The sequence below is a fragment of the Kitasatospora sp. NPDC057940 genome, assembly GCF_042887425.1.
Classification (GTDB): Bacteria; Actinomycetota; Actinomycetes; order Streptomycetales; family Streptomycetaceae; genus Kitasatospora.
Genome location: NZ_JBHVPH010000005.1, coordinates 40016 through 66651 on the forward strand (window position 1 = coordinate 40016; position 26636 = coordinate 66651).

The following is a 26636-nucleotide window of genomic DNA, read 5'->3' on the forward strand; positions in this document are numbered from 1 at the left end:
GCACCGCCGTACACCGCTGTGCAGGGAGCACGCGAGGGCGCTCACCCCGTAGCCGTCGAGGCCAGGGTGAGCGCCTTCGCGCGTCCGGAAGCCGCCGTCCGGTCGCGCCTCCGGAAGCCGCAGTTCGGTCGCGCCTCCGGAGGCCGCCGTCCGGTCGCGCGTCCGGAGGCCGCCGTTCGTCAGACCGGCGTGACCGGCACGTCCTCGCGCACGGAGCGCTCGCCCTTCGGGACGGCCAGCAGGGTGATCAGCACGCCGAGCACGGCGAAGCCCGCTCCGACGGCGAACGCGAGCCGGAAGCCCTCCGTCATCGCGCCGGCCATGGCCGGGCCGCCGGCCTGCTTCCCCTCAAGGAGCTCCCTGATACGGGCGTTGGCCACCGAGGAGAGCACGGCGAGGCCGAGCGCGCCGCCGATCTGCTGGGTGGTGTTGATGAGCCCGGAGGCGAGGCCCGACTCCTGCGGTGTCACGCCGGAGACGGCGACGATGGTCACGGGCACGAACGAGAAGCCGAGTCCGAGTGCCGCGACCACCGAGGGCAGGAGCACGTCCCCGGCGAACGTGCCGTCGGCGGGGATGCGGGTGAACAGCAGGAGTCCCACCGCGGTGAGCGCCAGACCGCAGGCGAGGACGGGCCTGGGCCCGACCTTGGTCACCAGCTGCGAGGCCGCACCGGCCGCGACGATGCTCGCCACCGAGAAGGGCAGGTAGGACAGTCCGGCCTCCAGCGCGGAGAGGCCGAGCACCTGCTGGAGGTAGAGGGAGATGAAGAAGAACATCGACAGCAGCGCGGCGCCCACCAGCAGGGACACCGCGTTGGCGCTGGAGAGGTTGCGGTTGCGGAAGATCCGCAACGGCATCACCGGGTGCTTGACGAGGCGCAGTTCGACCAGGGCGAAGACCAGCAGCAGGACGGCCGCGAGGCCCAGCAGCCCGAGGGTCCTGGCCGAGCCCCAGCCCGCCCGCTCGGCGTCCACGAGCGCGTAGACCAGCACGCTGAGACCGCCGGTGACCAGCGCGGCACCGGCGAAGTCGATGCCCGTGCGTTCGTGGCCGCGGCTCTCGCGGACGAACCCCGGCGTGAGGACGGCGGCGACGACGCAGATCGGCACGTTGACGAACATCACCCACTCCCAGCCCGCCCACTGGGTGAGCACACCGCCGAGCAGCACGCCGATGGCGCCGCCCGCTCCGGCGAGCGCGCCCCAGATGCCGAGGGCCTTGTTGCGTCCGGCGCCTTCGGTGAAGGTCGTGGTGACGATGGACAGGGCGGCCGGTGCGATGATCGCGGCGCCGAGGCCCTGCCCCACCCGCGCGGCGATCAGCAGGCCCGCGGTCGGCGCGAGACCGCCGAGCAGCGACGTGGCGGCGAACAGCCCGAGTCCGGTCATGAACACCCGCCGCCGTCCGAGCAGGTCGGCGGTCCGGCCGCCGAGCAGCAGGAAGCCGCCGAAGGCGAGTGCGTAGGCGTTGACGATCCACTGGACGTCGGAGTCGGCGAAGTGCAGGTCCCGCTGGATCGAGGGCAGCGCGACGTTCACGATCGAGGCGTCGAGCACCACCGTCAACTGGGCGACGGCCAGGACGACGAGCGCCTTCCAGCGGAGGGGATCCGGGGAGGGGGTCGAGGTCGAGGTCGATAAGGAGGACGTGGGAGGCATGGCCATGGGAGGGATACGCTCCTGTGGGTTAAAGTGGTAACCGGAATCGGACTCACGGTTCCGGATAGCGACGATACGGAGGCGCGGTTCCCCTTGTCAAACACCCCTTCCCCTCCCCCTGCCCGCTCCAGCACGCCCACCGGCGGCAAGCTGCGATCCGACGCCGCCCGCAACCGGCTCAAGGTGCTCGACGCCGCCCGAGCCGCCTTCTCCGAGTCCGGGCGGGACGCCCAGATGGGCGACATCGCCCGCCGGGCCGGGGTCGGTGTCGGCACGGTGTACCGCCACTTCCCGACCAAGGAATCGCTGGCGGAAGCGATCGTGGAGCACCGGTTCCAGCAGACCCTGGACTTCCTCAGGAACGAGGTGCTCCCCGACCCCGACCCCTGGCACGGCCTCGCCCGCTCCCTGGAGTTCTGCGGAACCATGCAGGAGCAGGACCGGGGTTACGCGGAGACGGTCACCGCGATGGTCGGCGGCAGCACGTTCGACGCAGCGGCGATCGCCGAACTCAACGAGCTCACCGACAAGGTGCTCAAGCGCGCCCAGGCCGAGGGCTCGGTGCGAGAGGACCTGACCGTCGCGGACGTGTCACCGCTCTACATCGGCCTCTGCCACGTCGTCCAGGCCGGGGTCACCGACTGGCGCCGCTACCTCGGCATCATCCTCGACGGGCTGCGCCCGCGACGGTGTGCGGACTGCTCCGGCGACTGACACCGCCCATCACCCGCCGCCGGGGGGGCGAATCAGGAGATCCACCGGCAAACCCCCCACCTCTCCAACTCCCTCGACAAGAACTCCCCCCGAACGTGAACCCGATGGGGAGTCGGCTGCGTGTCTACGTCTGTAGGGCGACTGCAGAGTGGCCTTACGTTCGCTCAGCCACCTGGTAACGAAAGGGAGACCCGAAGATGAAGATCCTGTTCGCCATCCGTGACGCGTCCTTCGCCAAGAAGAGCCTGAAGGCCAGCGCTTGGTACATCTGGTACTAAGCCGGCTGATCGGTACCTCCGGTACCTGAACAGCTGATCCGCCCCCGCCCCTGCCCCCCCTCGCGGCCTCCGCCGGGAGATCGGGCCCGGGGCGGGGGCGGAGACCGCTCCCGGCAAAGTCTCGGAGACATCACATGGCCCTCTCCCCCGCCTCCGCCCGTTCGCGAACCACCGTGCTCTCCCCCCGACTTGAGGCCCTGCTCAGGGACCATTTGGGCAAGGACGCCGTCCGGCTCGAACCCGACACGATCGGGGTCGCCGGGCCCGAGCTCACCGACCGGATCCTCGCCGCCCGGCGCGCCACCGAGATCGAACGGCCCACCTTCAAACCGCTGCACGGACGTTCGATCACCCGCACCGAGGCGTCCTCGGTGACCCGGACGATCGGCAGCGACGTGCGCGAGGCACTGAAGGCCCCGCTGCCGCCGAACATCGACCTGTCCGGCCCGTGGCCGCTCACCGGACACCTCTTCCTGCGCGACCTCATCCTCGGCCGGGACCCGCGCCGGCTGCGGATCCTGATGAGCCGCAACCTCGAACTGACGCCCCTGCTCACCTGGTTGGTGATCTCGGCCGGCGCCGCACTGCCCGGCGGGCCCAAGCCCGGCGACGACCTCACCGAACTCGGCAAGCTCACCGCGAAGGCGGCCAACTACCAGGACCGCCGGTACGCGCTGGGCATGTACCGCCGAGCCGCCGCACCGGTCTGCTTCACCATCTCCACCCTGGTCGCGAACGCGCTCTGGCTCGGCGCACCGTTCGACGACAGCACGCCGAACCGGAACATCATCTTCGAGTCGCTGCGCCTGCTGCCGCCGTCCTGGAACATCCTGCGCCGCGCCTCGCCCGAGTACCCCGCGATCGACCCGCGGATCGGCGCCGGCGACGACGTCCTCGTCCTGCCGCTGCTCTCGCACCGCGACCCGGCCCTGTGGGAGGACCCGCACGAGTTCCGGCCGGAGCGCTGGGACCACCTCGACCCGGACAACACTCCCGGCTACCTGCCGTTCGGGCACACCTCCGAACGCTGCTGGGGCCGGCACATGGTGATGCCGCTCGCCGAGCTGCTGCTGGACCAGATCCGTACGGCCGGCCTGGTCGTCGACCCCGAGCAGCGGACCGCCAAGGTGCCACTGCTCGGCCTGCTCGGCGTCAGCGAGGTCCGCGTCCTGAAGCCACGGGATGCACACTGATCACATGCACGATGATCATATACAGGCCGACCACAGCGGGCCCGAACACAGCACCGCCGAACCGGAGTTCGCCGACAGCCAGTTCTACGCCGACCCGCACGCCGCGTACCGCCGCTGGCGCACCGAGGGCGGCGCCCGCAAGGTCCGGTTCGGCGGCGCGGCCGGACTCGAAGGCTGGGTCGTCACCGGCCACGCCGAGTGCCGGGCCGCCCTCACCGACCCCCGGCTGAGCAAGAAGGCCGTCACCGAGGCGTTCGCCCGACACGTCGGGAACTCCGAGGACGGCCCGGGCCGCGACCTGATGTCGCACATGCTCAACTCCGACCCCCCGGAGCACACCCGACTGCGCAAGCTGGTCCAACAGGCCTACACCGCACGGCAGGTGGCGACTCTACGCCCGATGGTCGAGCGCCACGTCGGCGCACTGCTGGACCAGCTGGATGGCCCCGACCCGGTCGAGCTGATCAGCGAGTTCGCGCTGCCGCTGCCACTCGCGGTCGTCTTCGAGCTGTTCGGCGCACCGCAGGCCGAACGGGAGAACCTCCAGGTCCGGGGCAACGCGGTCGACGCCGGCCCGGACGCGGACGGAGAGACAGACGACGGAGCGGACGGCGAAGTCTCGGTGGAAACCGCCGAAGGCATGGCGGACTACCTGCGCGCCCTGGTCGACCACAAGCGCACCCACCCGGGCGACGACCTGATCTCCGGACTCCTCGCCGCCCAGGCCGACGGCGACCGGCTGACCGAGGCCGAGATCACCTCGATGGCGTTCCTGCTCGCGATCGCCGGCCACCAGACCACCGTCAACCTGATCGCCAACGGCCTCCACGCGCTGCTCGGCCACCCCGAGCAACTCGCGGCGTTGCGCGCGGACCCGGCGCTGCTTCCCGGCGCGATCGAGGAAGTCCTGCGCTACGAGAGCCCGTTCAGCATCGCCTCGCTGCGCCGCACCACCGAGCCGGTGACCATCGCGGGCACCACGATCCCGGCCGGCGAGTTCGTCCAGATCGCCCTGCTCGCCGCCAACCGCGACCCGGCCGTCTTCACCGACCCCGACCGCTTCGACATCACCCGCCCGGACGCCGGGCGACACCTCGCGTTCGGCCACGGCATCCACCACTGCCTCGGCGCCCAACTGGGCCGCCTCCAGGCCGAGGTTGCGTTCACCGAACTGCTGCGCCGCTTCCCGGCCCTACGCCTGGCCGACCCGGCCGAGCCCGCACAGTGGCAGGACAACCCGAGGCACCGCGGGCTGCTCAGCCTGCGACTACTGCTGCACTGACGCCACCAGGCCCCCACCCACCCAGAGTCGGTGGGGGCCGCCCATCCGACGCACCCCGCCGAGGACCAACTCCACACACCAGGACAGTCTCCACCGCGGCAAGTGGCAACTCCCCCTGACCGTCGTGCTCCCACGCACCGACTTCCAGGACTCACTGCGGCGGCGCTGAAGCTCTACGACCTTCCCCATGGAACACTCCGTAGCAGCCGGCGACCCCCCGCCCCACTTCACTTCGCCCGGCAGCGCCCACCGCGTACCTGTCCCACAAGAACACCGCCCAGCGGACAACCTCCTCAGCCGCGCATCCCGCACAACCAGCCGAACAGACCTGGCCCCGCAAGACCATTCAGACCCCGCCACGTCACCAGCACCAGGCAGCGGCCCCGAACAATCTCGGCCGCTGCCCCAGCGTCCAACATGTACGACAGCAACAGGCTGCCCCTAGCCTCGGACGGCTACCACTGCCAACGGTCCTCAACCTCCACATGCGGGTACGCTTCGAGAACTCAGGCCACGACATCGACAACCAGCCCTGGGGCAAGGAGAGATGGCAACACCGCATCGACTGTTCGACGGGCCCCCTACCAATCGAACTGAACCAATCAGGCCCCTCGACCGCTAATCACCCCAGGCCAAAAAGCATCGGCCCCGCGCCCGCGGGGATCGCTCCCTCGGCCACATCTTCGCCATCCAGCAGGCCGAATCGGCCCCGCGCCCGCGGGGATTGCTCCAGCCCGAAGTCCGTTGCAGTCTTCCCTCGGTGATCGGTCCCGCGCCCGCGGGGATTGCTCCGGTAAGGGCACCATGCGGGACGCCCTTATGTCATCGGCCCCGCGCCCGCGGGGATTACTCTCCCTTGGCTTGCTCTTCCGTCGATACGCGGAGGTCGGCCCCGCGCTTGCGGGGATTCCTCCAGCAGGTCCCCCGGGGCCAGTTGTGCGACGCTATCGGCCCCGCGCTCGCGGGGATCGCTCCCAGGGCCGCGCCGTCAACATCTCGCTGTGGCAATCGGCCCCGCGCTCGCGGGGATCGCTCCCGGCGGGCGCGTTGGCGCTCCACTGGCGGCGGATCGGCCCCGCGCTCGCGGGGATTGCTCCTCATCCCGAGAGGCAAGCGTGTCCAACTGGCCGTCGGCCCCGCACACGCGGGGATGGTTCAGGAGACCAGCCCCTCGCACCGGTGACCACCAGAAGCTGATCTCGTCAAGGGTACGAGCAAGGCGGACACGAGCCCGCCAGGGCTGGCCGAAGACGGTGTCCAACCGCCTCCGCCCGGCACGCGAACCCACGCCACTGGCAACACACCACTGTGCTACCCGACACCCGCCGCGACGCCTTCGAGTTCGCCGGCACCGTCTGCCAACGCCCCGCAATCGACACCTGCGCCACCCACCGGAACGGCCTCCAGGACAACGAACAACACCCCAGAACACGGCACCGGGACGACGAGCGGAAAGCTGGCGAGCGAGAGGCTGCCGACGGACCTGCCGCTCGCCACCGCACATCGGCCCTAGCGAGAGCATCCAGACGCCCCGACGTCACCAACGGCAGGACGCGATCCCAAACAACCCCGCCACTACCACGGCACGCAGCATTTGCGACAGCAACTCCGTCGCCCGCGCACCCAGCCACCTCCTGACCTCGGGCGGATACCAACGCCAACCGTCCCCAAGCACCGCCCCGAGCCTCCCCACACGAGTACGCTTCAGGAGCGCGAGACACAGCTGACAACTCTCCCCACGTGCACGAAGAAGCATGAACTCCTCCACAGACCGCCTGCCTAATCGAACTGAATCAACTGACGGCCCCTGACACGAATCACCGCAGGTCAGGAAGTGTCGGCCCCGCACGCGCGGGGATTGCTCGGCTGTCGTGCGGCGACTCGCCGCTGTGGAGTCGTCGGCCCCGCACGCGCGGGGATTGCTCCGGCGTCCTGCCCGACCAGGCGAGCGCCGCCATGTCGGCCCCGCACGCGCGGGGATTGCTCCAGGGCGTCGAAGACCGGTTCGGTGAGGCAGGCATCGGCCCCGCACGCGCGGGGATTGCTCCGGCGTGTGGTCCCACAGCACCCAACGTCGGAGATCGGCCCCGCACGCGCGGGGATTGCTCCCGCACCTGGCTGATCGACCAGCTCCGGCTCGCATCGGCCCCGCACGCGCGGGGATTGCTCCGTCTTCCCCAGCGAACACGCCTACACCGCCGTATCGGCCCCGCACACGCGGGGATCGCTCCTCCGCCGGCCGGTATCTGGCCTTGCGCTCCTTATCGGCCCCGCGCCTGCGGGGATCGCTCCGCCCCCGTTCGGCTTCGGCCGGGCAGGGGCGCTTCGTCGCTACGGGGTGCCGTGCGTCCACCGCCACGCGCCGTCCGCATCCGGCTCGTACAGGACCGTCCGTCGGCGTGCCGGCCATGCCGTCACCGTACGACCGGCATCGGACCATGCAGGTCAGGAACGTGGGGCGCGCCCGTACTCAGCAACCCAGCGCGAGGTGAGCACGATGTCTGCGGTCTCAACTGGGCGCCCGGTGGCCTGGTCGTAGTAGGTCCGTTCAATTGCCATTACCGGGACAGCGGGTGCAACGCCGAGGGTCTCAGCCTCAGGTCGCGTGGCAGCCCTGGCACTCACGCGCTCAACGGGCACGCCCACGTCGATGCCGATGATCGCCATGCGGTCGGCGACGCCGATACCAGCGTGTGGACCGGCCTCGGGCAGGACGATCAGGCTGCCGCCAGTGGTGGCCATCGGTTCCCAGCTCTCTGCGAGCTGCACCGGGTCTCCATCGGCCAGGTACACGTAGGTCGTGTGCATCACCGGATCGCCGGGCTGGATTTCCAGCCGGGCCGCGATGCGGGCCTCGGCGGCACGAGGCTGAGATCGTGCCGCCAAGTACCGGCGACACCCTGTCTGGCGAGGGTGGCCTCCGTCGGGCTGCCGTCGCCGCGGGGCACGCGTTGACGGCGCACCAGGACGGTGGGCGGTTCCTGGCTGCGGACGTAGTAGCCGCGGCCATGGCGGGCGACGACCAGGCCCTCGGATTCGAGTAGCCGGTAGGCGTTCTGAGCGTCCCCGCGCCTGTCGACGAATCAGTCGAACGCTGGGCCGATGTCCTGGCCATCGTGCAGTCCTGCACCTCATGGGGATCCACGGACGCAACTGGCGCGGTGATCGTTTGGGCCGAACTGGAGGAGCCGCAATGATCTCCAGACCGGACGTCCTGTCCGGCATCGTCATCACTCTGGACACAGCCCAGGCCGGGCGCTACGTCAGCACAGAGTGCCAACTCGACGCCCACCACGGGTGTCCCGGCCGCCGGCGGGACGAGTGAGGTGCTCGGGTGCCCGTATGCCTCTGCGGCCAGTCGGGGTGCCCCTGCGTTCGCAACCTGCCGAGCGGATCTCCCACCGGTGGCCCGAACCAGCCCCTCGCGATCAGGTCGAACTGCCCTGATCAACCCTCCGCCTCCTCGCGGGCCTGACGACGACGTTGGCCCAGGAGGTTGCGCCACTCGACACACCGAGAGGAGCACTACCATGATCATTCCCGAACCCACCCCGGCGCTGGCGCCGCCCCCGACCGCTCCGGACCAGTTCGTGAGCGCGGCGACGTTCGGCTCCGTCATCTCCACCGTGCTCTCCAACAACGAGGGCACGGACGTCGCGATGGCCACCCGGATCACCCGGGAAGCCATCGCGTTCGTGATCGTGGGCGCCCGCCGCCCGCACCTGGCCATGGCGCCGTCCAGGATCGTGGACGAGGGCTGGCACGCATTCCTCGTCCACACCGAGGCGTACGCGGAGTTGTGCGAGCGCGAGGGCCGGTTCGTGCACCACAGCCCGGGATTCGACCCGGGCAACTTCGACCAGGACATCGTGGAGCAGACCCAGGCTGCCATCCGGGAGGCGGGCTTCGAGGTCGACCAGGAACTGTGGCGGCCGCCAACAAACGACAGCCTGGTGACCGTAGCGGCGAACTGTCAGCACTCGCCGAGTTGTTCAATCAGGCCGATGAAGAAACCGGAGAAGCCCTGCACCAAGCCCGCTGAATAGCGGACTCGGAACGCGTACGCTGCTGACCCGAGTAGGAGGCATCCGATGGAGTGGATCGATCCGCGGTACGCAGACCTGGTCGCGTGCTACCGGCAGCAGGACTTCGAAGCTTTCGGGCCATTGCTCGAACGTCCCGACGGGGAGCCCGTACCCCCGCGGCTCGGATTCGTCATGGAGCCGCTTCGAGACGAGTAGCAGCAGCTCAAGGCCCTGACCGGCCCGATGGCCGGCCAGGGCTACTCGTCGCAGACCAGGCGCCAGAGTGGCACGCCGATTGCCCGCGCGACGGCGCCGAGTTGGTCGAGCGTCGCAGGTGCGAGGCCGTTCTCGATCCGCCCGATCGCGCGCCGGTCAAGTCCGGCGCGCTCCCCAAGCCGCTCCTGTGTGAGGCCCGCCTGTCGCCTGAGCGAGAGGATCCAGGCCCATGAACTCCTTCACATGCCGCCTGCCCAATCGAACTGAATCTACTGACGGCCCCTGACACGAATCACCGCAGGTCAGGAAGTGTCGGCCCCGCGCTCGCGGGGATTGCTCCTGAGCATCGCCATCACGCGCGGGATCACGATCGTCGGCCCCGCGCTCGCGGGGATTGCTCCTCGAAGGCCACGCACAGCAAGCGGCCCTCCGGGTCGGCCCCGCGCTCGCGGGGATTGCTCCGCCCGCCGGGGCATGTCGACGGTCACGGGCGGGTCGGCCCCGCGCTCGCGGGGATTGCTCTCAGTGCCGGTGGCACGCCGTCATCCGAGTGACGTCGGCCCCGCGCTCGCGGGGATTGCTCCGGGGTGGACCACTTGAGGATCGTGGAGCCGTGGTCGGCCCCACGCTCGCGGGGACTGCTCCGCGGGGCACATTGCCATCGCCGAACTCACGCTGTTGGCCCCACACTTGTGGGGACTGATCCGTGGCAGATTCCCAACACGCTCGGCGGACTTACCCCACAGCGCACCCAGCCAGCCCCTAACCTCGGGCAGATACCGATGCCAGCGGCCCTCAATCATCGTCTCAATCTCCACGCGCGGGTACGCTTCGGGGAACCAGGCCACGACACTGACAACCAGCCCTGGGGCAAGGAAAGATGGCAACAACGCATCGACTGTTCGACGGGACTTCTGCCGATCGAACTGAATCAATCAAGCCCCTCAGCCGCTAATCACCACAGGTCAGGAAGTATCGGCCCCGCGCTCGCGGGGATAGCTCTCGAGCGCTGCCACAGGTCCTTGCCCGTGGTGGATCGGCCCCGCGCTCGCGGGGATAGCTCCCCGCGGTCGTCGTGGCCGTCGTGGGCGGTCTGATCGGCCCCGCGCTCGCGGGGATAGCTCTGGCTCCTCACCCCGCACCCCTTCACACCCCAGATCGGCCCCGCGCTCGCGGGGATAGCTCCGAGCAGGCGGTTGATCTGACGAAGCGTCCGGCTATCGGCCCCGCGCTCGCGGGGATAGCTCCCGCTCATCGATGAGCTCACATGGCGACAGGCAATCGGCCCCGCGCTCGCGGGGATAGCTCTCATCCGGGACGGCATCAACCACAACGGCTGGCATCGGCCCCGCGCTCGCGGGGATAGCTCCTCATCCCGATCGGCAAGTGTGTCCAACTGGCCGTCGGCCCCCACACGCGGGGATGGTTCAGGACCAATCCATCGCACCGGCGACCACCGGAAGCTGGTCTCGTCGGGGGTGCGAGCAAGGCGGATATTAGCCCGCCAGGGCTGGCCGAAGACGGTGTCCAACCGCCTTCGACTGGCACTCGAACCCGCGCCACTGGCAACACACCACGGTGCTGCCCGAAACCCGCCGCGACGCCTTCGAGTTCGCCGAACCGTCCACCAACGCCCCGCAATCGTCACCTGCACCACCCACCGGAACGGCCTCCAGGACAGCGGACAACACCCCTGAACCCGGCACCGGGACGACGAGCGGCAAGCTGCTGCCGGCGGACCTGCCGCTCGGCACCGCACCTCGGCCCTAGCGAGAGCATCCAGACGCCCCGGCGTCACCAACGGCAGGACGCGATCCCAAACAACCCCGCCACCACCACGGCACACAGGCATTTGCGACAGCAACACGTCACCCCCGCCCACCCAGCCATCTCCTCACCTCGGGCGGATACCAACGCCAACCGTCCCCAAGCACCGCCCCGAGCCTCCCCACACGAGTACGCTTCAGGAGCCCGAGACACAGCTGACAACTCTCCCCACGTGCACGAAGAAGCATGAACTCCTTCACAGACCGCCTGCCTAATCGAACTGAATCAACTGACGGCCCCTGAAAAGATTCACCGCAGGTCGGGAAGAATCGGCCCCGCACGCGCGGGGATTGCTCCCACCTCCGCGGCCTGGTGCGCCACGGTTACGAATCGGCCCCGCGCTCGCGGGGATTGCTCCGGCAGCTGGCTGGCCGGGGTGCACGACAAGTAATCGGCCTCGCGCTCGCGGGGATTGCTCCGCGGCCGAACTCCGGGTCGCGGCCGAGGACGGATCGGCCCCGCACACGCGGGGATTGCTCCTGTGCGGTCGGGGCGGGGATCAGCCCGGCGAAGTCGGCCCCGCGCGCGGGGATTGCTCCCCCGGTGTGGTCCCGGACCCGGCGTACATCGCGTCGGCCCCGCACGCGCGGGGATTGCTCCGTCGCCTCGTCCCGGTAGGGGGCGCCCTTCCCGTCGGCCCCGCACGCGCGGGGATTGCTCTACCCTGTGGGCGCATACCTTCGCGGCTGCCGCGTCGTACCCGCGCTCGCGGGGATTGCTCCGCCGTGATGGCCGGTCAGCTCTCGGCCGCGCAGTTGACCCCGTGCTCGCGGGGATTGCTCTTCGAGGAAACCGGCCAGGACTTCCGTGCCGGCGTTGGCCCCGCGATCCCGAGGGGATTTAAGAAGCCACTGTCGTGCGATCCGATTAGGGAGTTCGGCGTGACAACGCCGGATACCGCTGCGCCCCACCCCGGAGACTCGAGGTGGGGCGCAGCGGTGTGTTCAGCGCATCAGATCATCTGCGGTGGCGGGCAAGCGTATGGACTGACCGTTCGTCACCATTTGCTGGAGGAGGGCGAACCCCTCCTGCTTCGAGACGATGAACCCGACGCAGGCGACCGCCATCACGTCCTTGGTGCGCATCGTCGGGATCCCTCTGTGCCGCGCGAGGTCCAGCGACGCCTTGTCGTCGCTGATCCACGTGGCCTCTTTGAACTCCACCCGGGTGCTGATGACGTGCAGGGTCTCGGACTCCCCGAGATGCTTAAGCGGATCCGACGGGGCTGCCGAAGAACACGCCCTGTCGAATCCGCTCCACGGCCTCGGGGTCGTCGACTTCGATCGGATCCCCCAGCCAGCGGGAGACGTCGGGTGGGTCCAGGGCCGGCAGATATCGAGATGATCGCTTGGCTTCGTACGCCACTGCTTCCGTCCATCGACCCCGGCCGCTCAGTACGTTTTCCAGGATGTCGAGCCTGGAGACGGACGCGAAGTTGCACAGGACCGTGTTGTCGGGAAAGCAGCTGATCATGGGCTGAACGCGAGCTCCGTTCCGGGATCGGACGGTGCCGCCTGCTGCTGCTCGGGCTCGGGCTGGGCGGGCTCCAGGAGGTCCAGGAGCACGTCCGGGTCGAGGTCCAGGAGGGCTGCCAGCGGCCGGACTGTCGTATCACCCGAAGCATAAGCCTTGATTGCCAGCTCTGTTAGTCGTCGAGGATGCCAACCCCGTTGGCTGCGCTCGGTGTTGACCATGTGCTGCTCCAAGGCCCCCACGGCACCGGCAATCCTGGCGCCGTCGGCTGTCAACATCGCGCCCCACTGCCGACGCTGATCTGCAGTCAGGACTCCCAGCACCTTCAGCCGGGTTGCCATCGCGCTCGGCGACACGCGGTACTTCCAGGCCAGCTCCGCCACCAGGTCAACGCCGGCCGTTCGGTCCCGGGCGTCGGCCAGAACGGTAGTGCGCGGCATCAGGAACTCCGCGGCGAACGCGTTCGCCTGCACTTCCATCGCGGTGGTCGACCGGCCCGGTTGCACCTTCTCGACGACCGCCTCGTCATGCGCGTCGCCGGCGAGAATGTGGCCGAGTTCGTGGGCAAGGGTGAACCGTTGGCATGTCCACACGTTGGTTTTGGCAACGAGGATGAGGTCGAAGCTGTCGGTCGACCAGGACAGGCCGTCCAGCTTGTCGGGAAGATCGACGCCTGCGATCTCCACGCCGAAGGCCTGCTCGAAGCTTGAAGCGAGGTTCTGGGTCGAGAGGGTCCAGGGGTCGGTTCCCACTGCTTCCAGGGCGGCCTGGGCGAGCTTCGTGCCGTCGATTCCCTCTGGGCGGGTGTGGGCACGCCTCGGCAGGTCGCTCCCGATCCGTGCCAAGGCGTCGATCACCTGCTCGTACCGGCCCAGGAGTCTGCGCACTTCGTCGGTGGTGTGCTCACAGGCGCCCGTCTTCCGCGCGGCGGCGCCGAGCGCCGAGCGCGGCTCGACGCCGCGCAGCAACCAGTCAACGGTTCTGCCGCCGAAATCGGCGATCAGCGCCAGTTCGAGGGAGGTGAAGCGGCGTTTCCCGCCAAGCGACTTCGACAGCTTGTCTGGGGAGATTCCAATGCGCTCCGCCATGACGGCCTGGGTCTCACCCGTTGAGCCGATGACCTGACGCACGCGTTCAATCAGTCCGGCATCCATGCTGTGACCGTACAGTCGCGTTGCGATTCTCGCAATCGACATGACCAGGTTGTGACCTGGGGTTCACCCGCCTGAGTGAGTGCGCGGCGCGCACTGACAGCGAAGCCACGACAGGTACTCTGACCTGCGGAAATGCAATCGCGGCCACACGGTGATCGGGTGCCGCCGGGCGCAGTGGCGAGCCAGGTCGGCAATGGCCGCTGCAATCATTGGTACAGACCACGCCACACGTCATCGCTTCGGGAACGTGCCGGCTTGTCGAGCCGATGGCCGTGTCCGCCCAAGGCCTCCCCGCGTAGGCCAGGACACGGCTGTGCCCCACTGGGCAGGGCCAGTGGGGCACAGCCACGCAAGCGGTCAGGAGAGGCTGGTGATCTGCAGAACTGTGACGCGGCGCGCGCCCTCGTTCAGCAGCAGTCGTCCCCGTGCTCGCGGGGAGTCCTCTCCGCTAGCATCAGTGCCGATTCAGTGACAGGGGTCGACCCCACCCTCGCGGGGATTGCTCCACCTTCGGCACCATCAAGGCGAAGGCCGCAGTGTCGGCCCCGCACACGCGGGGGTTGTTCCCCGAACAAGGCCAAGGGGACGGCTTGGGAGAGCTCGGCCCCGCGCTCGCGGGGATGGTTCAGGAGACCAGCCCATCGCACCGGTGACCACCGGGAGCTGGTCTCGTCGAGGGGAAGAGGCATGAACTCCTTCACACGCCGCCTGCCTAATCGAACTAAATCAACTGACGGCCCCTGACACGAATCACCGCAGGTCAGCAAGTGTCGGCCCCGCACGCGCGGGGATTGCTCCGTGGCCGGACCAAACACGCCAGCACCAGGGTTATCGGCCCCGCACGCGCGGGGATTGCTCCCCCGGCGTCAAGAAGCTTCGCCCGTAAGGCCTGTCGGCCCCGCACGCGCGGGGATTGCTCTGATCGTGATCGTGGTGGATGAGGCCGTCAAGAGTCGGCCCCGCACGCGCGGGGATTGCTCCCCGTCGGTGAGCTCGACCACCGGCGGATCCTGGTCGGCCCCGCGCTCGCGGGGATTGCTCTTACACCACCCCGCTGGGCCAGACGATGGCCCTGTCGGCCCCGCGCTCGCGGGGATTGCTCCATCGCCTGGCACGGCGACGTCTCCATGGGCATGTCGGCCCCACGCTCGCGGGGATTGCTCCGTGCGCCACTACCTGGGCTGGATGCAGACCTAGTCGGCCCCGCGCTCGCGGGGATTGCTCGACGAGGACGACCTGGTGCTCGATGAGGTGCCGGTCGGCCCCGCGCTCGCGGGGATTGCTCCAGTGCGCGCTTGACGCTCTCGGCGCCGGTGACGTCGGCCCCGCGCTCGCGGGGATTGCTCCCGCCAGGCCCTGGCCCTGTACCGCGAGTGCATGTCGGCCCCGTGCTCGCGGGGATTGTTCCGCGGAGCACATCGCCATCGCCGAACTCACGATGATGGCCCCACACTTGTGGGGACTGATCCATGACAGACCCCCATCCCCCCGGCGGACTTACCCCACAGCGCACCCACCCGGCCCCTGGCCTCGGGCAGGTACCGCTGCCAGCGGTCCTCAACCATCGTCTCAATCTCCACGTGCGAGTACGCTTCGGAGAGTCAGGCCATGACACTGACAACAAGCCCTGAGGCAAGGAGAGATGGCAACAACGCATCGGCTGTTCGACGGGATCTCTACCAATCGAACTGAAGCAAGCAAGCCCCTCAGCCGCTAATCACCGCAGGTCAGAAAGTATCGGCCCCGCGCTCGCGGGGATCGCTCCGTGGTGAGCGATCCGGTCAGCCTGGCCTCCAGATCGGCCCCGCGCTCGCGGGGATCGCTCCTGCACCCTCTACCGCCGCCTGTACGCCGAGCGATCGGCCCCGCGCTCGCGGGGATCGCTCGGGCGCCGCCGTGACCGCCGCCACCGCCGGGGGATCGGCCCCGCGCTCGCGGGGATCGCTCCCGCAGCAAGGGCGATCAGACCCCTGACTTGTGATCGGCCCCGCGCTCGCGGGGATCGCTCCATGCCGGCGCGTTTGCCGGGACCTGTTGTACGATCGGCCCCGCGCTCGCGGGGATCGCTCCTCGGCGTCCGGCGCCAGCACCCACACCGCCATATCGGCCCCGCGCTCGCGGGGATCGCTCCTCGTGTGCGACATTGCCACGCCCCATGACTGCATCGGCCCCGCGCTCGCGGGGATCGCTCCAGCAGGGGCGGGCGCAGTTCGGTCGGCCGGGGATCGGCCCCGCGCTCGCGGGGATTCCTCCAGCACCGGCTCGCCGGGGAACAGCACGGCCCAGTCGGCCCCGCGATCGCGGGGGTTGCTCTCGGTTCAGGGCACCAAGGGCATCGCGCTGGAGATCGGCCCCCGCTTGCAGGGATTGCTCCTCGGTGTGCTTCGAGGCGCCCGGAGACGGGAGTCGGCCCCGCGCTTGTGGGGATTGTTCCGGGGTGGCGGCCCAGGAGGAGAATCAGGCCTTTCGGCTTCGCGCCTCTGGGCGGGGTTGCCGGCATCAGGAGGAAATAGGTTGGCTCGCTGCCTGGACGGCGGCTCCCGGCCCTCCTGGTAGTTGAGGGGGATGCCATCGTCGGTGGGGGCCAGGACTTTGTGGGGCTGCTCCTTCGTCCCGTGTGCCACGTTCGCGTGGTTCTTGGTCGGCGGGAACGCCCGGTTGGCCTTGGGGCATGCCGCCGTATCCCGCCAGTTCTGGTGCTCGGTCAGTCATGGGCCCGGATCCGGGCCCATAGCGTGTTTTCTGGGGAGACATCCGGGTCTTCGGAAACCGTCATGGTGCCCACACGGGCTCAATCGAACGCGTGCTTCTTTCTCCTTCGGAAAGGTGTCGACCTCCAGGGCGGGGTATGAAACTCCCGCCGCCGGCGTTGGCAACTGGCTTATAGGCGAGACCATTTGTGGCCGACGTGAGGTGGTCCCGTTGTGCGGCGTGCCGCGCAACGGGACCACCGACCGGCGGAAGCCGGGCTGCCGGCGGGAATCCAGCTTCCGGACCCCGTGGCTCCGGAGGTGGGATTCGAGGGGGCCGTCGGGCCGGCCGTGAGGGGAGGTCACGGCCGGGCCGAGGGGCGGGGGGTCAGTGCGGGAGGTTCCACTTCTGGTTGTCGGCGCCGTTGCAGTCCCAGATGCCGAGCTGGTTGCCGTTGTTGGTGGCGAAGCCCAGGTCGTCCAGGCAGCGGCCGGACTGCGGGTTGAGCAGCGAACCGTCGGGCTGGGCCTTCCACTGCTGGGCTCCACTGCCGTTGCAGTCGTAGAGCTGGACCATGGTGTGGTTGGCGGTGTTGCCACCCTCCACGTCCATGCACTTGCCGAGGGCGCGCATCGTCCCGTCCACGCCGACGGTCCACTTCTGGGCGTTCGTGCCGTTGCAGTCGTAGATCTGGACCGCGGTGCCGTTCTTGTTCTCGCCGCCCCGGACGTCGACGCACTTGCTGGCGTAGCCGCTGATCTGGCCCTGCGGCCCGGCGACCGGCGGCGGCACCGCCCCGAGGAAGACGACCTGCGGGAACGTGACGGTGTCACCGAAGTTGCACATGGCGGTGCTCACCCCGCTGCCGACGACGGCCGCACCGATCGCCATGCGCATGTACGGGCCGGTGTTGTTGACGTAGTACTGGCACTGCGCCTGCACGCGCCAGATCTGCAGGGGGCTGATGCCCGAACAGGTTCCGATGACCTGGCCGCCGCCGGCGGCCAGGGCGTTACACCCGCCGGCCAGCGTGGCGCTCGAACTCGCCTGCTCCGCCTGGGCGGTGGCGGGCGCGGCCTGGCGCGCGGCGGCGGATGCGGCCTGGGCGGCGGCGGGGACGGTGAGTGCCGCGGCGGAGGCCAGCAGCGTGGTCATCATGACAACAGCGGTACGGCGCATGAGGGTTGGGCCCTTTCCGTGATGACAGGGTGATGGCACTGCTCAGATGTTGCGCAGGTTTGGTCATGAGCATTGCAGTGCCGCCTGGGGCCGTCAACGGATGTGGGCCGACGAGATATCGCCATTCACCTCAGCTCATCCGCGACCTGCTCGTTCCCGCCGGGTGGGAGCCGGACGGGAGGCGAGAAGAGGCCCAGACGGGAGGCGAGAAGGGGTCGGACGAAAGCCGAACTGACGCAGTCTCAGCCCAGCGCGCGGTCGAGGTTGAATGCCGCGCTGATCAGCGACAGATGGGTGAAGGCCTGCGGGAAGTTGCCGAGTTGCTCGCCGGTCGGGCCGATCTCCTCGGCGAACAGCCCGAGGTGGTTGGCGTAGGTGAGCATCTTCTCGAAGGCGAGCCGGGCCTCCTCCAGGCGGCCGGCGCGGGCCAGTGCCTCCACGTACCAGAAGGAGCAGATCGAGAAGGTGCCTTCCGAGCCGCTCAGGCCGTCCGGGCTGGTGGCCGGGTTGTAGCGGTAGACGAGGGAGTCGGAGACCAGGCCCTTGGTGAGCGCGTCCAGGGTGGAGAGCCACTTGGGGTCGGTGGGCGAGATGAACTTGGCCATCGGCATCATCAGCAGCGAGGCGTCCAGTTCGCCGTCGTCCAGGGACTGGACGAACGCGCCCAGCTCGCTCGACCAGCCGCGCCGCATGATCTGGTGGTAGATCGCGTCCCGAGTCTGCCGCCAGCGGGGCAGGTCGGCCGGCAGGCCGCGGCGGTTCGCCATCCGGATCGCGCGTTCCAGCGCCACCCAGCACATCAGCCGCGAGTACACGTAGTTCCTGCGGCCCCCGCGGGTCTCCCAGATGCCCTCGTCGGGCTGGTCCCAGTTCTCGCAGAGCCAGTCCGCCACCATGCCGACGTCCTCCCAGCCGTCGCTGCTGATCGGCTGCCCCCACTTGTCGTACAGGTAGATGGAGTCGATCATGGCTCCGTAGATGTCCAGTTGGAGCTGGCCGGTGGCGGCGTTGCCGACCCGCACGGGTGCGGAGCCCTGGTGGCCCTCCAGGTGCGGCAGCGCGTACTCGGGCAGCTCGGTGCGCCCGTCGATGCCGTACATGATCTGCAGCGGGCCGTTCGCGGCGGTGTCGCGCATGCGCTCGAAGAGGAAGCCCATGAACGCCTCGGCCTCCGAGGTGAACCCGAGGCGCAGCATGGCGTAGACGCAGAAGGCGGCGTCGCGGACCCACATGTACCGGTAGTCCCAGTTGCGCTCGCCGCCGACCTGTTCGGGCAGGCTGGTGGTGGGTGCGGCGACGATCGCGCCGGTCGGCGCGTAGGTGAGCAGTTTGAGCAGCAGGGCGGAGCGGTGGACCATCTCCCGCCACCGACCCTGGTAGCGCGACCCGGCCAGCCAGTGGCGCCAGAACCGGACGGTCGCCTCGAACTGTTCCTCCGCCTCGGCGCGCGGACACGACCGGGCCGGGACGTCGTCGCCGATCTGGTCGAGGGCGAACACGACGGCGTCGCCCTCCAGGAGCTTGAAGTGCGACCACACGTCCACACCGTCGGTCTCCAGCGGCGCGGTGGCGGTCAGCGCGAGCGTGAGCGACGGGGAGCGGAACACCGCGACGTGGCCTTCGAGGGACACGGTGTGCGCCTCGGCGCCGTAGCCGAAGCGGGGGGCGATCCGCGCCCGGAACGGGAGGATTCCCCGGACACAGATGACCCGGCGGATCAGCCGGTGCCGGGCGACCTCGGGCGACTCGTCGGCCACGGGCATGAAGTCCTGGATCTCCGCCACGCCGTCCGCGGCGAAGAAGCGCGTGATCAGCACGTTCGTGTCGGGGAAGTAGAACTGCCGGGTGCGGGTCGGGACGTCCGCGGCCAGCTCGAACGAGCCGCCCCGCTCCGCGTCGAGGATGGCCCCGAACACGCTGGGCGCGTCGAAGCGCGGGCAGCAGTACCAGTCGATGGTGCCGTTCGTGCCGACCAGGGCGGTCGTCCGGAGGTCGCCGATCAGGCCGTGCTCGGAGATCGGCAGGTACCGGCCGCTGTCCGTCTGCTCGAACCCCGTCGTGTCGAACGCCATGCCGACCTCCCCGCCGCTGTGGCGCGGGCTTGGAGACGAAGCCTTCCTAGCCATGGTAGATCGCCGTCGGCGTGGGGGCCGGGCCGAGCACCGGCCGGGGCTCGCGGGCCCCGGCCGGTGCGGGCTCCTGCCAGTGCGGGCCTCCGCCGGTGCGGGCCCCTACCAGCGCGGGCCCCGGCCGGTGCGGCTTCCGCCGCGGGCGCGGCCCCTCCCGTCCCGGCCGGACGCGAGGGGCCACGCCCCGTGGTCAGCGGGTGACGCTCCAGACCAGGCTGCGGGTGAGCGCCGGGGTCAGGGCCGGGTCGATGACGGACGAGGTGGGGTCGTTCGCGACGGCCTTGAGCTCGTGGGCGGCGGGCTTGGGGCCGGTGGGGCCGAGGTCCGAGACGGCGATCGTCTTGTGGTCGCGCAGGGCCGTCACCTCCTTGCCGTCGAGGTACCACCGCAGCTTGGTGCCGGAGACCGGGAGGTCGACGGTGAGGCGGTCGGTGGCGGTCAGCCGGGTGGTGACGGGCGTGGCGCTGGAGAGGGTGGAGGCGTGCCGGTAGAAGCCGGCGATCATCGCTTCGCGGCCGGGGAGGTTGAACTCCCGCCCGAGGGAGCGCATCACCGAGTTGTCGGTCGGCCGGTTGAGGCCGGTCGGGTAGTTGCTGCCGCCCTGGTAGGCGCCGACGGTGCCGCCGTCGGGCGAGGTCTTGCCGAGCCAGCGGTACCACTTGGTCTTGTCCTGGCGCATCCGGTCGGCGCTCAGGGTGGTGATGTTGGGCTGCGTGGGCTCCGCGCCCTTGTAGGGCCCCGCCCCGTCGGCCCAGTACTCGTCCGCGAGCTTGCCCAGCGAGTGGCCGGTCTCGTGCACCGCTATCTGGCCGGACGCGGCGTTGCCGCCCGCCACGGTGGCGATGCCCTCGTACCCGAGCGGCGACTGGGTGCTGCCGTAGCCGGCGCCGCCGTACTTGGCGGTGTTGGCGACGACGATCACGAGGTCGGCCTGCGGGGCCTTGGCGGCGTAGGCGTCGACGGCCTTGGTGTCCACGCACAGCAGCCGCTCGATGGAGTTGCACCAGAAGTGCGAGCCGAGGGCGGTCTTGCGGACGGTGTCCTGCTTCGGGTCCCCGGAGACGCCCGACTGTGCGGAGACGGCGCCCACGGCCCACACGTTGAACAGCTTGCGGTAGGTGGCGTAGGGCTCGACGGCGCTGATGTCCTTCCACTTCGCCGCGGCGTCCTTGCGGAACTTGTCCTGCTCCGAGGCCGTGTAGCCGTCGCCGATCATGACCACGTCCAGCTTGCTGTCCGTGCTCCCGTTGTTGACGACCTTCGTGACGGCGCCGTCCCCGGCGGCAGCCGCGGCAGCGGCCCCGGCGGCGTCCACGCTCATGGACTGCTCGGCGACGAAGGGGGACGCGGAAGGGACCTTGGTCCGGCTGATGGCGCCGTCCTCGGCGAAGACCTCGACGTCCTGGCCGCCCGGGAAAGCGTCCGGGGAGGCGTCCGGGGAGGCGTCCGGGGAGGCGGTGACGGCCGCCGGGTCGGACGGGTCGGCGACCGCCGGGCCGACGCCGATGGCGAGGGCCGCCAGCGTCGTGACGCCGGCCAGGAGGACCGAGGTGAACCTGCTGTTGCGCAAAGGAGTTTCTCCGAACTCGACGGGCAGCGAGGGCCGGTGGCGAGCTTTCCCGCACGGGACGTGCATGCCGTACCGCACCGTCCCGTGCCGCGACACCGTCACCCGCCACCAACGCGGCCGTACGAGGCCGGAGCTGACGTGGTGACACCGCCCGCTCGCCACCTCACCGGTGGATACGGCCGGCTGCCCACGAACGGTTCACACCTGCCGCCACCGCCCCGACGCCCCCCACCCACACCACCGGCGCACACCAGACCAACGTGACCGGGTCCGGGCGGCGAAGTCGGCGGGAGCAGTTCCCGCGCGGCAGGGGACTATCCGCGCGCGGCACGGGACTTGAGCACACTCCCGGCCCGGGCTGTCGCGAGCACGGCCGGCGACAGCCGAGTGGCCAGGTTCCTGGCCAGGATGCCGCCGCGGCCGGCCGGGACGAGCAGCGCGAAGGCCGCGCGTACGGACTGCCGGGCCTGGTCCACCAGCCCCCGGTGCGCGGCCTCGTAACGGGCCAGGGCCGCGCGGTGGTCGGCGGGATCGGCGGCCAGGGCACCGGCCAGGCCGTAGGCGCCCGCCATGGCCAGGCTGGAGCCGCCGCCGAAGAGCGACACGCAGGACGCGGCGTCGCCGAGCAGCGTGACCCGGCCCCGCGACCACTGCGGCAGCCGGACCTGGCTCACCGCGTCGAAGTACAGTTCCTCGCTCTCGCGCACCTGCGCCAGCACTTCGGGCGCGCGCCAGCCCATCCCGGCGAACGCGGCGGTCAGCAGTCGCCGGTGCTGCCCGGTGTCGCGGTGGTCGAAGTCCGGCACGGCGGCGGACCGGACCATGAACGCGGCCAGCGGCCTGCCGCATCCGGGATGCACACAGAGGGCGCGGCCCGGCGCGTTGTGGATCGCCACTTCCCGCAGGTCGCCCGCCGCCCCGGCCAACGGCATGGTGGCCACGTACATCCCCAGGTGGCGGACGAACCCGGACTCCGGGCCGAAGGCCAGCCGGCGGACGGCGGAGTGCAGGCCGTCGGCGCCGACCACCAGGGCGAAGCGGCGGGGGCGGCCGCACTCGAAGGTGACGTCGACACCCGCCTCGTCCTGGCTCAGGCCCGCGATCGAGTCGCCGAACACGAACTCGGCGTCGTCCCGGCCGGCTTCGTGGACGATCGCGGCGAGATCGCCGCGCGGCAGCTCGACCGTGTCGGCCCGGGCCGCGCCCGACAGGCCGCGCAGGTCGATCCTGCCCACCCGGCGGCCCGCGGCGTTGTAGAAGCCCACACCGGTGACCTGGGTGGCGGCCGCCCGGAGACGGTCCCTGATCCCCATCCGCTCGGCGACCTCCATCGCGTGTCCGGCGACATCGACCGGGCTGCCGCTGGAGCGCACGGCCGCGGCCCGCTCGACCACGGTCGGCTGGAAGCCGTGGCGGGCCAGCCAGTAGGCGAGCGTCGGTCCGGCGATGCCGGCCCCGGAGATCAGCACGGTGCGATCGGCCGTCTTGGTCGAGGCGTTCATGGACGCTCCTTCTGTCATCGCCTGATCGTCGCCGCCTGATCGTCGCCGCTTGATCGTCATCGTCTGATCGTCGTGACCTGATCGCGGTCAGGACGACTCGCGGCAGCTGTCGCCGGTCAGCAGTCGCGTCGGCGCTCCCGAACTGACCATCGGTCAGTAATTCGACGCTACGCCCTGACCACCGGTCAGGCAAGGGGCGGCGACTAGGCTCCCCGCATGACTGCTGCCGAGAACCCCGACACCCGGGCACGGATCCTTGCGGTGGCCCTGGAGGAGTTCGCCGCGCACGGCTACCACGCCACCTCGGTACGCGGGATCGCCGAACGGGTGGACGTGACGAAGGCCGCGGTGCTGTACCACTTCCCCAGCAAGGCGGACATCCTCGGCGCGCTGATCGAACCGATGCTGGACGACCTGGACGCCGCCCTGGCGCCCACCGACCCGCCGGATCCGGCCGCAGCCCGCTGGGCGGCGATCGAGGGGCTGCTCGACGTCTGGCTGCGCCACCGCGACCTGCTGCGGATGAGCCTGTACGACGCGGCGCCGGGCCTCACCGGCCCGGGCTTCACACGGTTCCGCGACGGGATGATGCGCGCGAACGTCCTGGTGGCAGGGCCCCACCCGGACTTCGTCGCCCGGGTGCGCGCCGCCCAGACGATCGCCATGCTCTCCGACCCGGTGATCCTGCTCGCCGACGCCCCGCCCGAGGACCTGCGCGCCTGCATCCTGGCCGGGGCGCACCGGCTGCTGGACGGCCCCGAACCCCCCGCCGCGGCCGGCCCCGGGCGCGTCGGCGGCGAACGGCGCGGCCGGCCGAGCGCGATGAGCCCGGCGATGGTCGACACCGCCCGGCGCCTGCACGCGGCCGGCCGCACCGCCGAGCAGATCGCGGCAGAGCTCGGAGTCTCCCGGGCGACGGTCTACCGCCACCTGCCGACGTAGCCGGAGGCACGGGAACGGCCGCCAGGCAGAGCGGCTAATAATGAGACTTCATTGAGACACTGAAGGTCATCTCGGCGGTGATGCCGCTTGGACAGACACAGGAAGTCTCCACCCCGCCGGTGCTCCGAGCCTCGCGGTGCGTCACGCTCCGCTGGCCTCCTCGACGCCCGATCGCGCGGCGGAGTCCTGCTGTTGACGGGGCAGAGCGGCGGGCCCGGTCCCGGAACGGATGCCAGGAGCGCGGATGAGACGCCGTACGAGCGGGTTCACGGGCAGGGTCGCGACGAAGGCGGTGACGAGGAGAACGGTGAACAGCCGGTCGCCGATGATGCCCAGGTCACGGCCCAGGGTCAGGATGAGGACCTCGCTGAGGCCCTTGGTGTTGAGCAGGACCGCCACCGTCGTGGCCTCGCCGCGCGGCACGCCGATCAGCCGGGCCCCCAGTCTGGCGCCGGCGAACTTGCCGCCCCAGGTGGCGGCCAGGAACACCAACACCGCCACCAGGCTTCCGAAGCCCAGCCCGCCGATGTCCACGGACAACCCGGTGAGCGCGAAGAAGACCGGCACCAGCAGCGCCCCCGCATGGCGCAGCGGCACCTCGATGGCGTGCCGCAGTTCCTCGGCGGCGTCGCGCGGCATGGCCAGCCCGAAGGCGAAGGCGCCGATCACGGCGTGCATACCGAGCCACGAGGTGGTCCACGCGGACAGCAGGATCCCGCTGCCGAGGGTCAGCAGGACGAGCAGGGGATGCCCGTCGACGCGGGCCGGCCGGCGCAGCAGGCGGCGCAGCAGCGGGCGGACCACGAACGCCATCGCCCCCGCGTAGCTCGCGAGTTCGGCGAACGCGAGGAGGACGCGGTCCGAGCCGCCGCTCCGGGCCACGGAGGCGACGCAGGCGACGCCGCACCACGCGGTGATCTCGGTGAGCGCCCCGCAGGCCGTGGCCATCGCCCCGATGCGGGTGGTCTGCAACTGGTTCTCCCCCACGATGCGCGCGAGCACCGACAGCGCGCTGGCGGACAGCGCGATACCCAGGAACACGGCCAGCAGCACGGGGGACGTCTCCGTACCGATGAGGCGGGGCCACCTGGCCGCGAGGACGACGGCCAGGGCGACCGCGAGGGCGAAGGGCACCGCGACGGAGGCCGCGGTGACCGCCACCACGGTGCGGACCCGCCCGTTCAGCTGCTTCAGGTCGAGTTCCCAGCCGGCGGCGAACATGAAGAGCGCGATGCCCAGTTGGGCGATCACCGACAGGTGCTCACGGACGTGGGGTGGGAAGAGGACGTGCGGGAGATCGCCCGGCAGCAGCCCGAGGACACTCGGCCCCAGGATCACCCCGACCGCGATCTCGCCGACCACCACCGGTTGGCGCAGGCGGGTGCGCAACGGCGAGAGGACGAGCCCGATCAGCAGGATGGTCGCAATGTCGGCGAGCGCGGTCGAGGAGGAGCCTTCCATGGTCGTGCGCCTTCCTGGAAACGGGGACGTGCGCGGCCCGGTGACGCGGCCCCTGCATTATCGGGAAGGGCCCGTTCGTCGACGTAGCGTTCCTCGCGTGTCGCAGGCGCGTGGCTCCTCCCCCACGCCCCGACCCGGCCTTTCACGCCCGTACGAGGCGGACCGGCGGACAGGGGCGCGCGAAGGGCGCGCGGCGTGACTCTGTGCAAGCAAAAGATCGCGTTCCGATACTGATGATCGGAACGCGGAGGTACCGTGACGCCCAAATACACGTGTTGAGCACGTGGTGCACAGCAGGGGGCAGTGATGGCACGACGGAAGATCAAGCGGGGACCGACCGCAAGCTCCGCGATCATGTTCGGCGAAGAGATCCGCTACGCACGCGAGTTGGCGGGCTACACCCAGGAGGAGCTGGGCAAGCTGCTGCACCTCGACCGGACGGTGATCTCCCGCATGGAGAGCGGACAGCGCAAGCCGTCGATCGACGAGGTCGAGGAGCTCGACCAACTACTGGACACCGGTGGCCTGTTGAGGCGTCTGTACGACCGGGTGGACTGGACCGCGCAGATCGAACACCCGGACTGGTTCCAGAGCCATGCCGATCTGGAGGCCGAGGTAGTTGGGCTCCACGCATTCCAGGCCAACTACATGCACGGGCTGCTGCAGTGCAGGGACTACGCGCGAGCGATGTTCGAGGCGGGCGGGACTGATGATCGCCCTGAAGTGATCGAGGAGCGGGTGGCGGCAAGGCTCGCGAGGCAGGAGCGGTTCCTCACCGAGGGCGGGCCGCAGTTGGTCGTTCTTCTGGACGAAAGCGCCATCCGATCGGTCGTCGGCGGACCGAAGGTGATGGTGCAACAGATGCAACACCTGCTACGCATTGCCCGACGCGGAAACGTCGTCATCCAGGTGGTTCCGTTCACGGCTCGGACGACGATCATCAACACCTCAATGGTTCTCCTGGAGATGCCGGACGGGCAGCACTTGGTGTACTCGGAAAACCTTGACCGGGGCAGCCCTTGCGACGATCCGACCGTCGTCTCCGGGCATCGACGGCGCTATGATCGGCTGCGTGGCGACGCGCTCACGGCGAGCGAATCTCTCGCGCTGATCACCGAGGCGCTGGAAGGGTTCAGAGATGATGCAGAACGAGCTCGACGCGGCCAGCTGGCGCAAGAGCAGCTACAGCGGCACGAACGGCGGCGACTGCATCGAGGTGGCCCACGGGTACCCCGGCCGCGTGCCCGTGCGTGACTCCAAGGACCCCGACGGCCCGGTCCTCGCCTTCCCCGCCGACGCATGGCGCGCCTTCATCGCGGCCGTTCACGAGGGCGAGTTC

General features: G+C 70.0%; 21 protein-coding genes and 4 CRISPR repeat arrays. Of the genes, 10 read left to right on the forward strand and 11 right to left on the reverse strand.

Annotation, left to right across the window (positions count from 1 at the left end; translation table 11 throughout):
* Positions 1 to 179 precede the first annotated feature (179 nt).
* A complete protein-coding gene (locus ACFVTF_RS10550) occupies positions 180 to 1667 on the reverse strand; it encodes an MFS transporter (protein WP_387811788.1) in 1488 nt (495 codons plus the stop codon).
* 87 nt (positions 1668 to 1754) lie between these two features.
* Here ACFVTF_RS10550 and ACFVTF_RS10555 point away from each other — a divergent pair, with 87 nt between their 5' ends.
* From ACFVTF_RS10555 to ACFVTF_RS10570, 4 genes are all read left to right on the forward strand, one after another.
* Complete coding sequence (locus ACFVTF_RS10555) at positions 1755 to 2375, forward strand: TetR/AcrR family transcriptional regulator (RefSeq protein ID WP_387811791.1); 621 nt, start codon at positions 1755 to 1757, stop codon at positions 2373 to 2375.
* A 197-nt stretch (positions 2376 to 2572) separates the two neighbouring features.
* On the forward strand, positions 2573 to 2653 hold the full coding sequence (locus ACFVTF_RS10560) for a tryptorubin family RiPP precursor (RefSeq protein ID WP_224285092.1): 81 nt from the start codon (positions 2573 to 2575) through the stop codon (positions 2651 to 2653).
* 134 nt (positions 2654 to 2787) lie between these two features.
* Complete coding sequence (locus ACFVTF_RS10565) at positions 2788 to 3846, forward strand: cytochrome P450 (protein ID WP_387811794.1); 1059 nt, start codon at positions 2788 to 2790, stop codon at positions 3844 to 3846.
* Positions 3847 to 3850: 4 nt separating this feature from the next.
* Positions 3851 to 5128 carry a cytochrome P450 gene (locus tag ACFVTF_RS10570; protein ID WP_387811797.1) on the forward strand — a complete coding sequence of 426 codons (1278 nt, stop codon included), beginning with the start codon at positions 3851 to 3853 and terminating at the stop codon, positions 5126 to 5128.
* Between the two features lie 1837 nt (positions 5129 to 6965).
* Positions 6966 to 7420: a CRISPR direct-repeat array (repeat unit 28 nt; unit sequence TCGGCCCCGCACGCGCGGGGATTGCTCC).
* A 153-nt stretch (positions 7421 to 7573) separates the two neighbouring features.
* On the opposite strand, the gene ACFVTF_RS10575 is transcribed toward ACFVTF_RS10570, so the two are convergent.
* Positions 7574 to 8014 (reverse strand): UTRA domain-containing protein, encoded by a 441-nt coding sequence (locus ACFVTF_RS10575; protein ID WP_387811800.1) that lies wholly within the window; start codon positions 8012 to 8014, stop codon positions 7574 to 7576.
* Between the two features lie 307 nt (positions 8015 to 8321).
* Between ACFVTF_RS10575 and ACFVTF_RS10580 the strand changes: the two genes are divergently transcribed.
* Together ACFVTF_RS10580 and ACFVTF_RS10585 are read left to right on the forward strand one after the other, a co-directional pair.
* A complete protein-coding gene (locus tag ACFVTF_RS10580; protein WP_387811803.1) occupies positions 8322 to 8453 on the forward strand; it encodes a hypothetical protein in 132 nt (43 codons plus the stop codon).
* A gap of 205 nt (positions 8454 to 8658) precedes the next feature.
* Positions 8659 to 9174 carry a glycine-rich domain-containing protein gene (locus ACFVTF_RS10585; protein ID WP_387811805.1) on the forward strand — a complete coding sequence of 172 codons (516 nt, stop codon included), beginning with the start codon at positions 8659 to 8661 and terminating at the stop codon, positions 9172 to 9174.
* A 236-nt stretch (positions 9175 to 9410) separates the two neighbouring features.
* On the opposite strand, the gene ACFVTF_RS10590 is transcribed toward ACFVTF_RS10585, so the two are convergent.
* The gene (locus ACFVTF_RS10590; RefSeq protein ID WP_387812533.1) at positions 9411 to 9590 is read right to left on the reverse strand and encodes a helix-turn-helix domain-containing protein; all 180 of its coding nucleotides are present in this window, start codon (positions 9588 to 9590) and stop codon (positions 9411 to 9413) included.
* Between the two features lie 90 nt (positions 9591 to 9680).
* Positions 9681 to 10075: a CRISPR direct-repeat array (repeat unit 28 nt; unit sequence GTCGGCCCCGCGCTCGCGGGGATTGCTC).
* 268 nt (positions 10076 to 10343) lie between these two features.
* A CRISPR array of direct repeats spans positions 10344 to 10798; the repeat unit is 28 nt; unit sequence ATCGGCCCCGCGCTCGCGGGGATAGCTC.
* A 149-nt stretch (positions 10799 to 10947) separates the two neighbouring features.
* Here ACFVTF_RS10590 and ACFVTF_RS10595 point away from each other — a divergent pair.
* Positions 10948 to 11139 carry a hypothetical protein gene (locus ACFVTF_RS10595; protein ID WP_387811808.1) on the forward strand — a complete coding sequence of 64 codons (192 nt, stop codon included), beginning with the start codon at positions 10948 to 10950 and terminating at the stop codon, positions 11137 to 11139.
* A gap of 1001 nt (positions 11140 to 12140) precedes the next feature.
* Here the strand turns inward: ACFVTF_RS10595 and ACFVTF_RS10600 are convergent.
* The 7 genes from ACFVTF_RS10600 to ACFVTF_RS10630 form a co-directional block, all read right to left on the reverse strand.
* Positions 12141 to 12359: a hypothetical protein gene (locus tag ACFVTF_RS10600; protein ID WP_387811811.1), complete on the reverse strand. Its 219-nt coding sequence runs from the start codon at positions 12357 to 12359 to the stop codon at positions 12141 to 12143.
* A gap of 43 nt (positions 12360 to 12402) precedes the next feature.
* Positions 12403 to 12669 (reverse strand): hypothetical protein, encoded by a 267-nt coding sequence (locus ACFVTF_RS10605; RefSeq protein ID WP_387811814.1) that lies wholly within the window; start codon positions 12667 to 12669, stop codon positions 12403 to 12405.
* Entirely contained in the window at positions 12666 to 13823 is a 1158-nt protein-coding gene (locus tag ACFVTF_RS10610) for a helix-turn-helix domain-containing protein (protein ID WP_387811817.1), read from the reverse strand. Before ACFVTF_RS10610 ends, ACFVTF_RS10605 begins: the two co-directional genes overlap by 4 nt.
* Before the next feature lie 769 nt (positions 13824 to 14592).
* A CRISPR array of direct repeats spans positions 14593 to 15292; the repeat unit is 28 nt; unit sequence GTCGGCCCCGCGCTCGCGGGGATTGCTC.
* Between the two features lie 1609 nt (positions 15293 to 16901).
* On the reverse strand, positions 16902 to 17672 hold the full coding sequence (locus ACFVTF_RS10615; RefSeq protein ID WP_387811820.1) for a ricin-type beta-trefoil lectin domain protein: 771 nt from the start codon (positions 17670 to 17672) through the stop codon (positions 16902 to 16904).
* Positions 17673 to 17935: 263 nt separating this feature from the next.
* Positions 17936 to 19765, reverse strand: a complete 1830-nt coding sequence (locus ACFVTF_RS10620) for a glycoside hydrolase family 15 protein (RefSeq protein ID WP_387811823.1) — start codon at positions 19763 to 19765, stop codon at positions 17936 to 17938.
* Between the two features lie 247 nt (positions 19766 to 20012).
* A complete protein-coding gene (locus ACFVTF_RS10625) occupies positions 20013 to 21392 on the reverse strand; it encodes a M64 family metallopeptidase (protein ID WP_387811826.1) in 1380 nt (459 codons plus the stop codon).
* A 314-nt stretch (positions 21393 to 21706) separates the two neighbouring features.
* Positions 21707 to 22894 (reverse strand): FAD-dependent monooxygenase, encoded by a 1188-nt coding sequence (locus tag ACFVTF_RS10630; protein ID WP_387811828.1) that lies wholly within the window; start codon positions 22892 to 22894, stop codon positions 21707 to 21709.
* A 216-nt stretch (positions 22895 to 23110) separates the two neighbouring features.
* Between ACFVTF_RS10630 and ACFVTF_RS10635 the strand changes: the two genes are divergently transcribed.
* Complete coding sequence (locus ACFVTF_RS10635; protein WP_387811831.1) at positions 23111 to 23836, forward strand: TetR family transcriptional regulator; 726 nt, start codon at positions 23111 to 23113, stop codon at positions 23834 to 23836.
* Positions 23837 to 23977: 141 nt separating this feature from the next.
* Here the strand turns inward: ACFVTF_RS10635 and ACFVTF_RS10640 are convergent, their stop codons facing one another.
* Positions 23978 to 25297 carry a cation:proton antiporter gene (locus ACFVTF_RS10640; protein WP_387811833.1) on the reverse strand — a complete coding sequence of 440 codons (1320 nt, stop codon included), beginning with the start codon at positions 25295 to 25297 and terminating at the stop codon, positions 23978 to 23980.
* Positions 25298 to 25603: 306 nt separating this feature from the next.
* On the opposite strand from ACFVTF_RS10640, the gene ACFVTF_RS10645 reads away from it, so the two are divergent.
* Positions 25604 to 26551, forward strand: a complete 948-nt coding sequence (locus tag ACFVTF_RS10645) for a Scr1 family TA system antitoxin-like transcriptional regulator (RefSeq protein ID WP_387811836.1) — start codon at positions 25604 to 25606, stop codon at positions 26549 to 26551.
* Positions 26514 to 26636, forward strand: a 123-nt coding sequence (locus tag ACFVTF_RS10650) for a DUF397 domain-containing protein (RefSeq protein WP_387812536.1), incomplete at its 3' end; no start/stop codon positions are given. The genes ACFVTF_RS10645 and ACFVTF_RS10650, both read left to right, overlap by 38 nt.

Bases quoted from the DNA above. Each gene is read 5' to 3' on its own strand.
- ACFVTF_RS10640 (WP_387811833.1), bottom strand. From the start codon at position 25,297: ATGGAAGGCTCCTCCTCGACCGCGCTCGCCGACATTGCGACCATCCTG.
- ACFVTF_RS10605 (WP_387811814.1), bottom strand. From the start codon at position 12,669: ATGATCAGCTGCTTTCCCGACAACACGGTCCTGTGCAACTTCGCGTCC.
- ACFVTF_RS10620 (WP_387811823.1), bottom strand. From the start codon at position 19,765: ATGGCGTTCGACACGACGGGGTTCGAGCAGACGGACAGCGGCCGGTAC.
- ACFVTF_RS10615 (WP_387811820.1), bottom strand. From the start codon at position 17,672: ATGATGACCACGCTGCTGGCCTCCGCCGCGGCACTCACCGTCCCCGCC.
- ACFVTF_RS10645 (WP_387811836.1), top strand. From the start codon at position 25,604: ATGGCACGACGGAAGATCAAGCGGGGACCGACCGCAAGCTCCGCGATC.
- ACFVTF_RS10630 (WP_387811828.1), bottom strand. From the start codon at position 22,894: ATGAACGCCTCGACCAAGACGGCCGATCGCACCGTGCTGATCTCCGGG.
- ACFVTF_RS10570 (WP_387811797.1), top strand. From the start codon at position 3,851: ATGCACGATGATCATATACAGGCCGACCACAGCGGGCCCGAACACAGC.
- ACFVTF_RS10550 (WP_387811788.1), bottom strand. From the start codon at position 1,667: ATGGCCATGCCTCCCACGTCCTCCTTATCGACCTCGACCTCGACCCCC.
- ACFVTF_RS10565 (WP_387811794.1), top strand. From the start codon at position 2,788: ATGGCCCTCTCCCCCGCCTCCGCCCGTTCGCGAACCACCGTGCTCTCC.
- ACFVTF_RS10635 (WP_387811831.1), top strand. From the start codon at position 23,111: ATGACTGCTGCCGAGAACCCCGACACCCGGGCACGGATCCTTGCGGTG.
- ACFVTF_RS10580 (WP_387811803.1), top strand. From the start codon at position 8,322: ATGATCTCCAGACCGGACGTCCTGTCCGGCATCGTCATCACTCTGGAC.
- ACFVTF_RS10585 (WP_387811805.1), top strand. From the start codon at position 8,659: ATGATCATTCCCGAACCCACCCCGGCGCTGGCGCCGCCCCCGACCGCT.
- ACFVTF_RS10560 (WP_224285092.1), top strand. From the start codon at position 2,573: ATGAAGATCCTGTTCGCCATCCGTGACGCGTCCTTCGCCAAGAAGAGC.
- ACFVTF_RS10610 (WP_387811817.1), bottom strand. From the start codon at position 13,823: ATGGATGCCGGACTGATTGAACGCGTGCGTCAGGTCATCGGCTCAACG.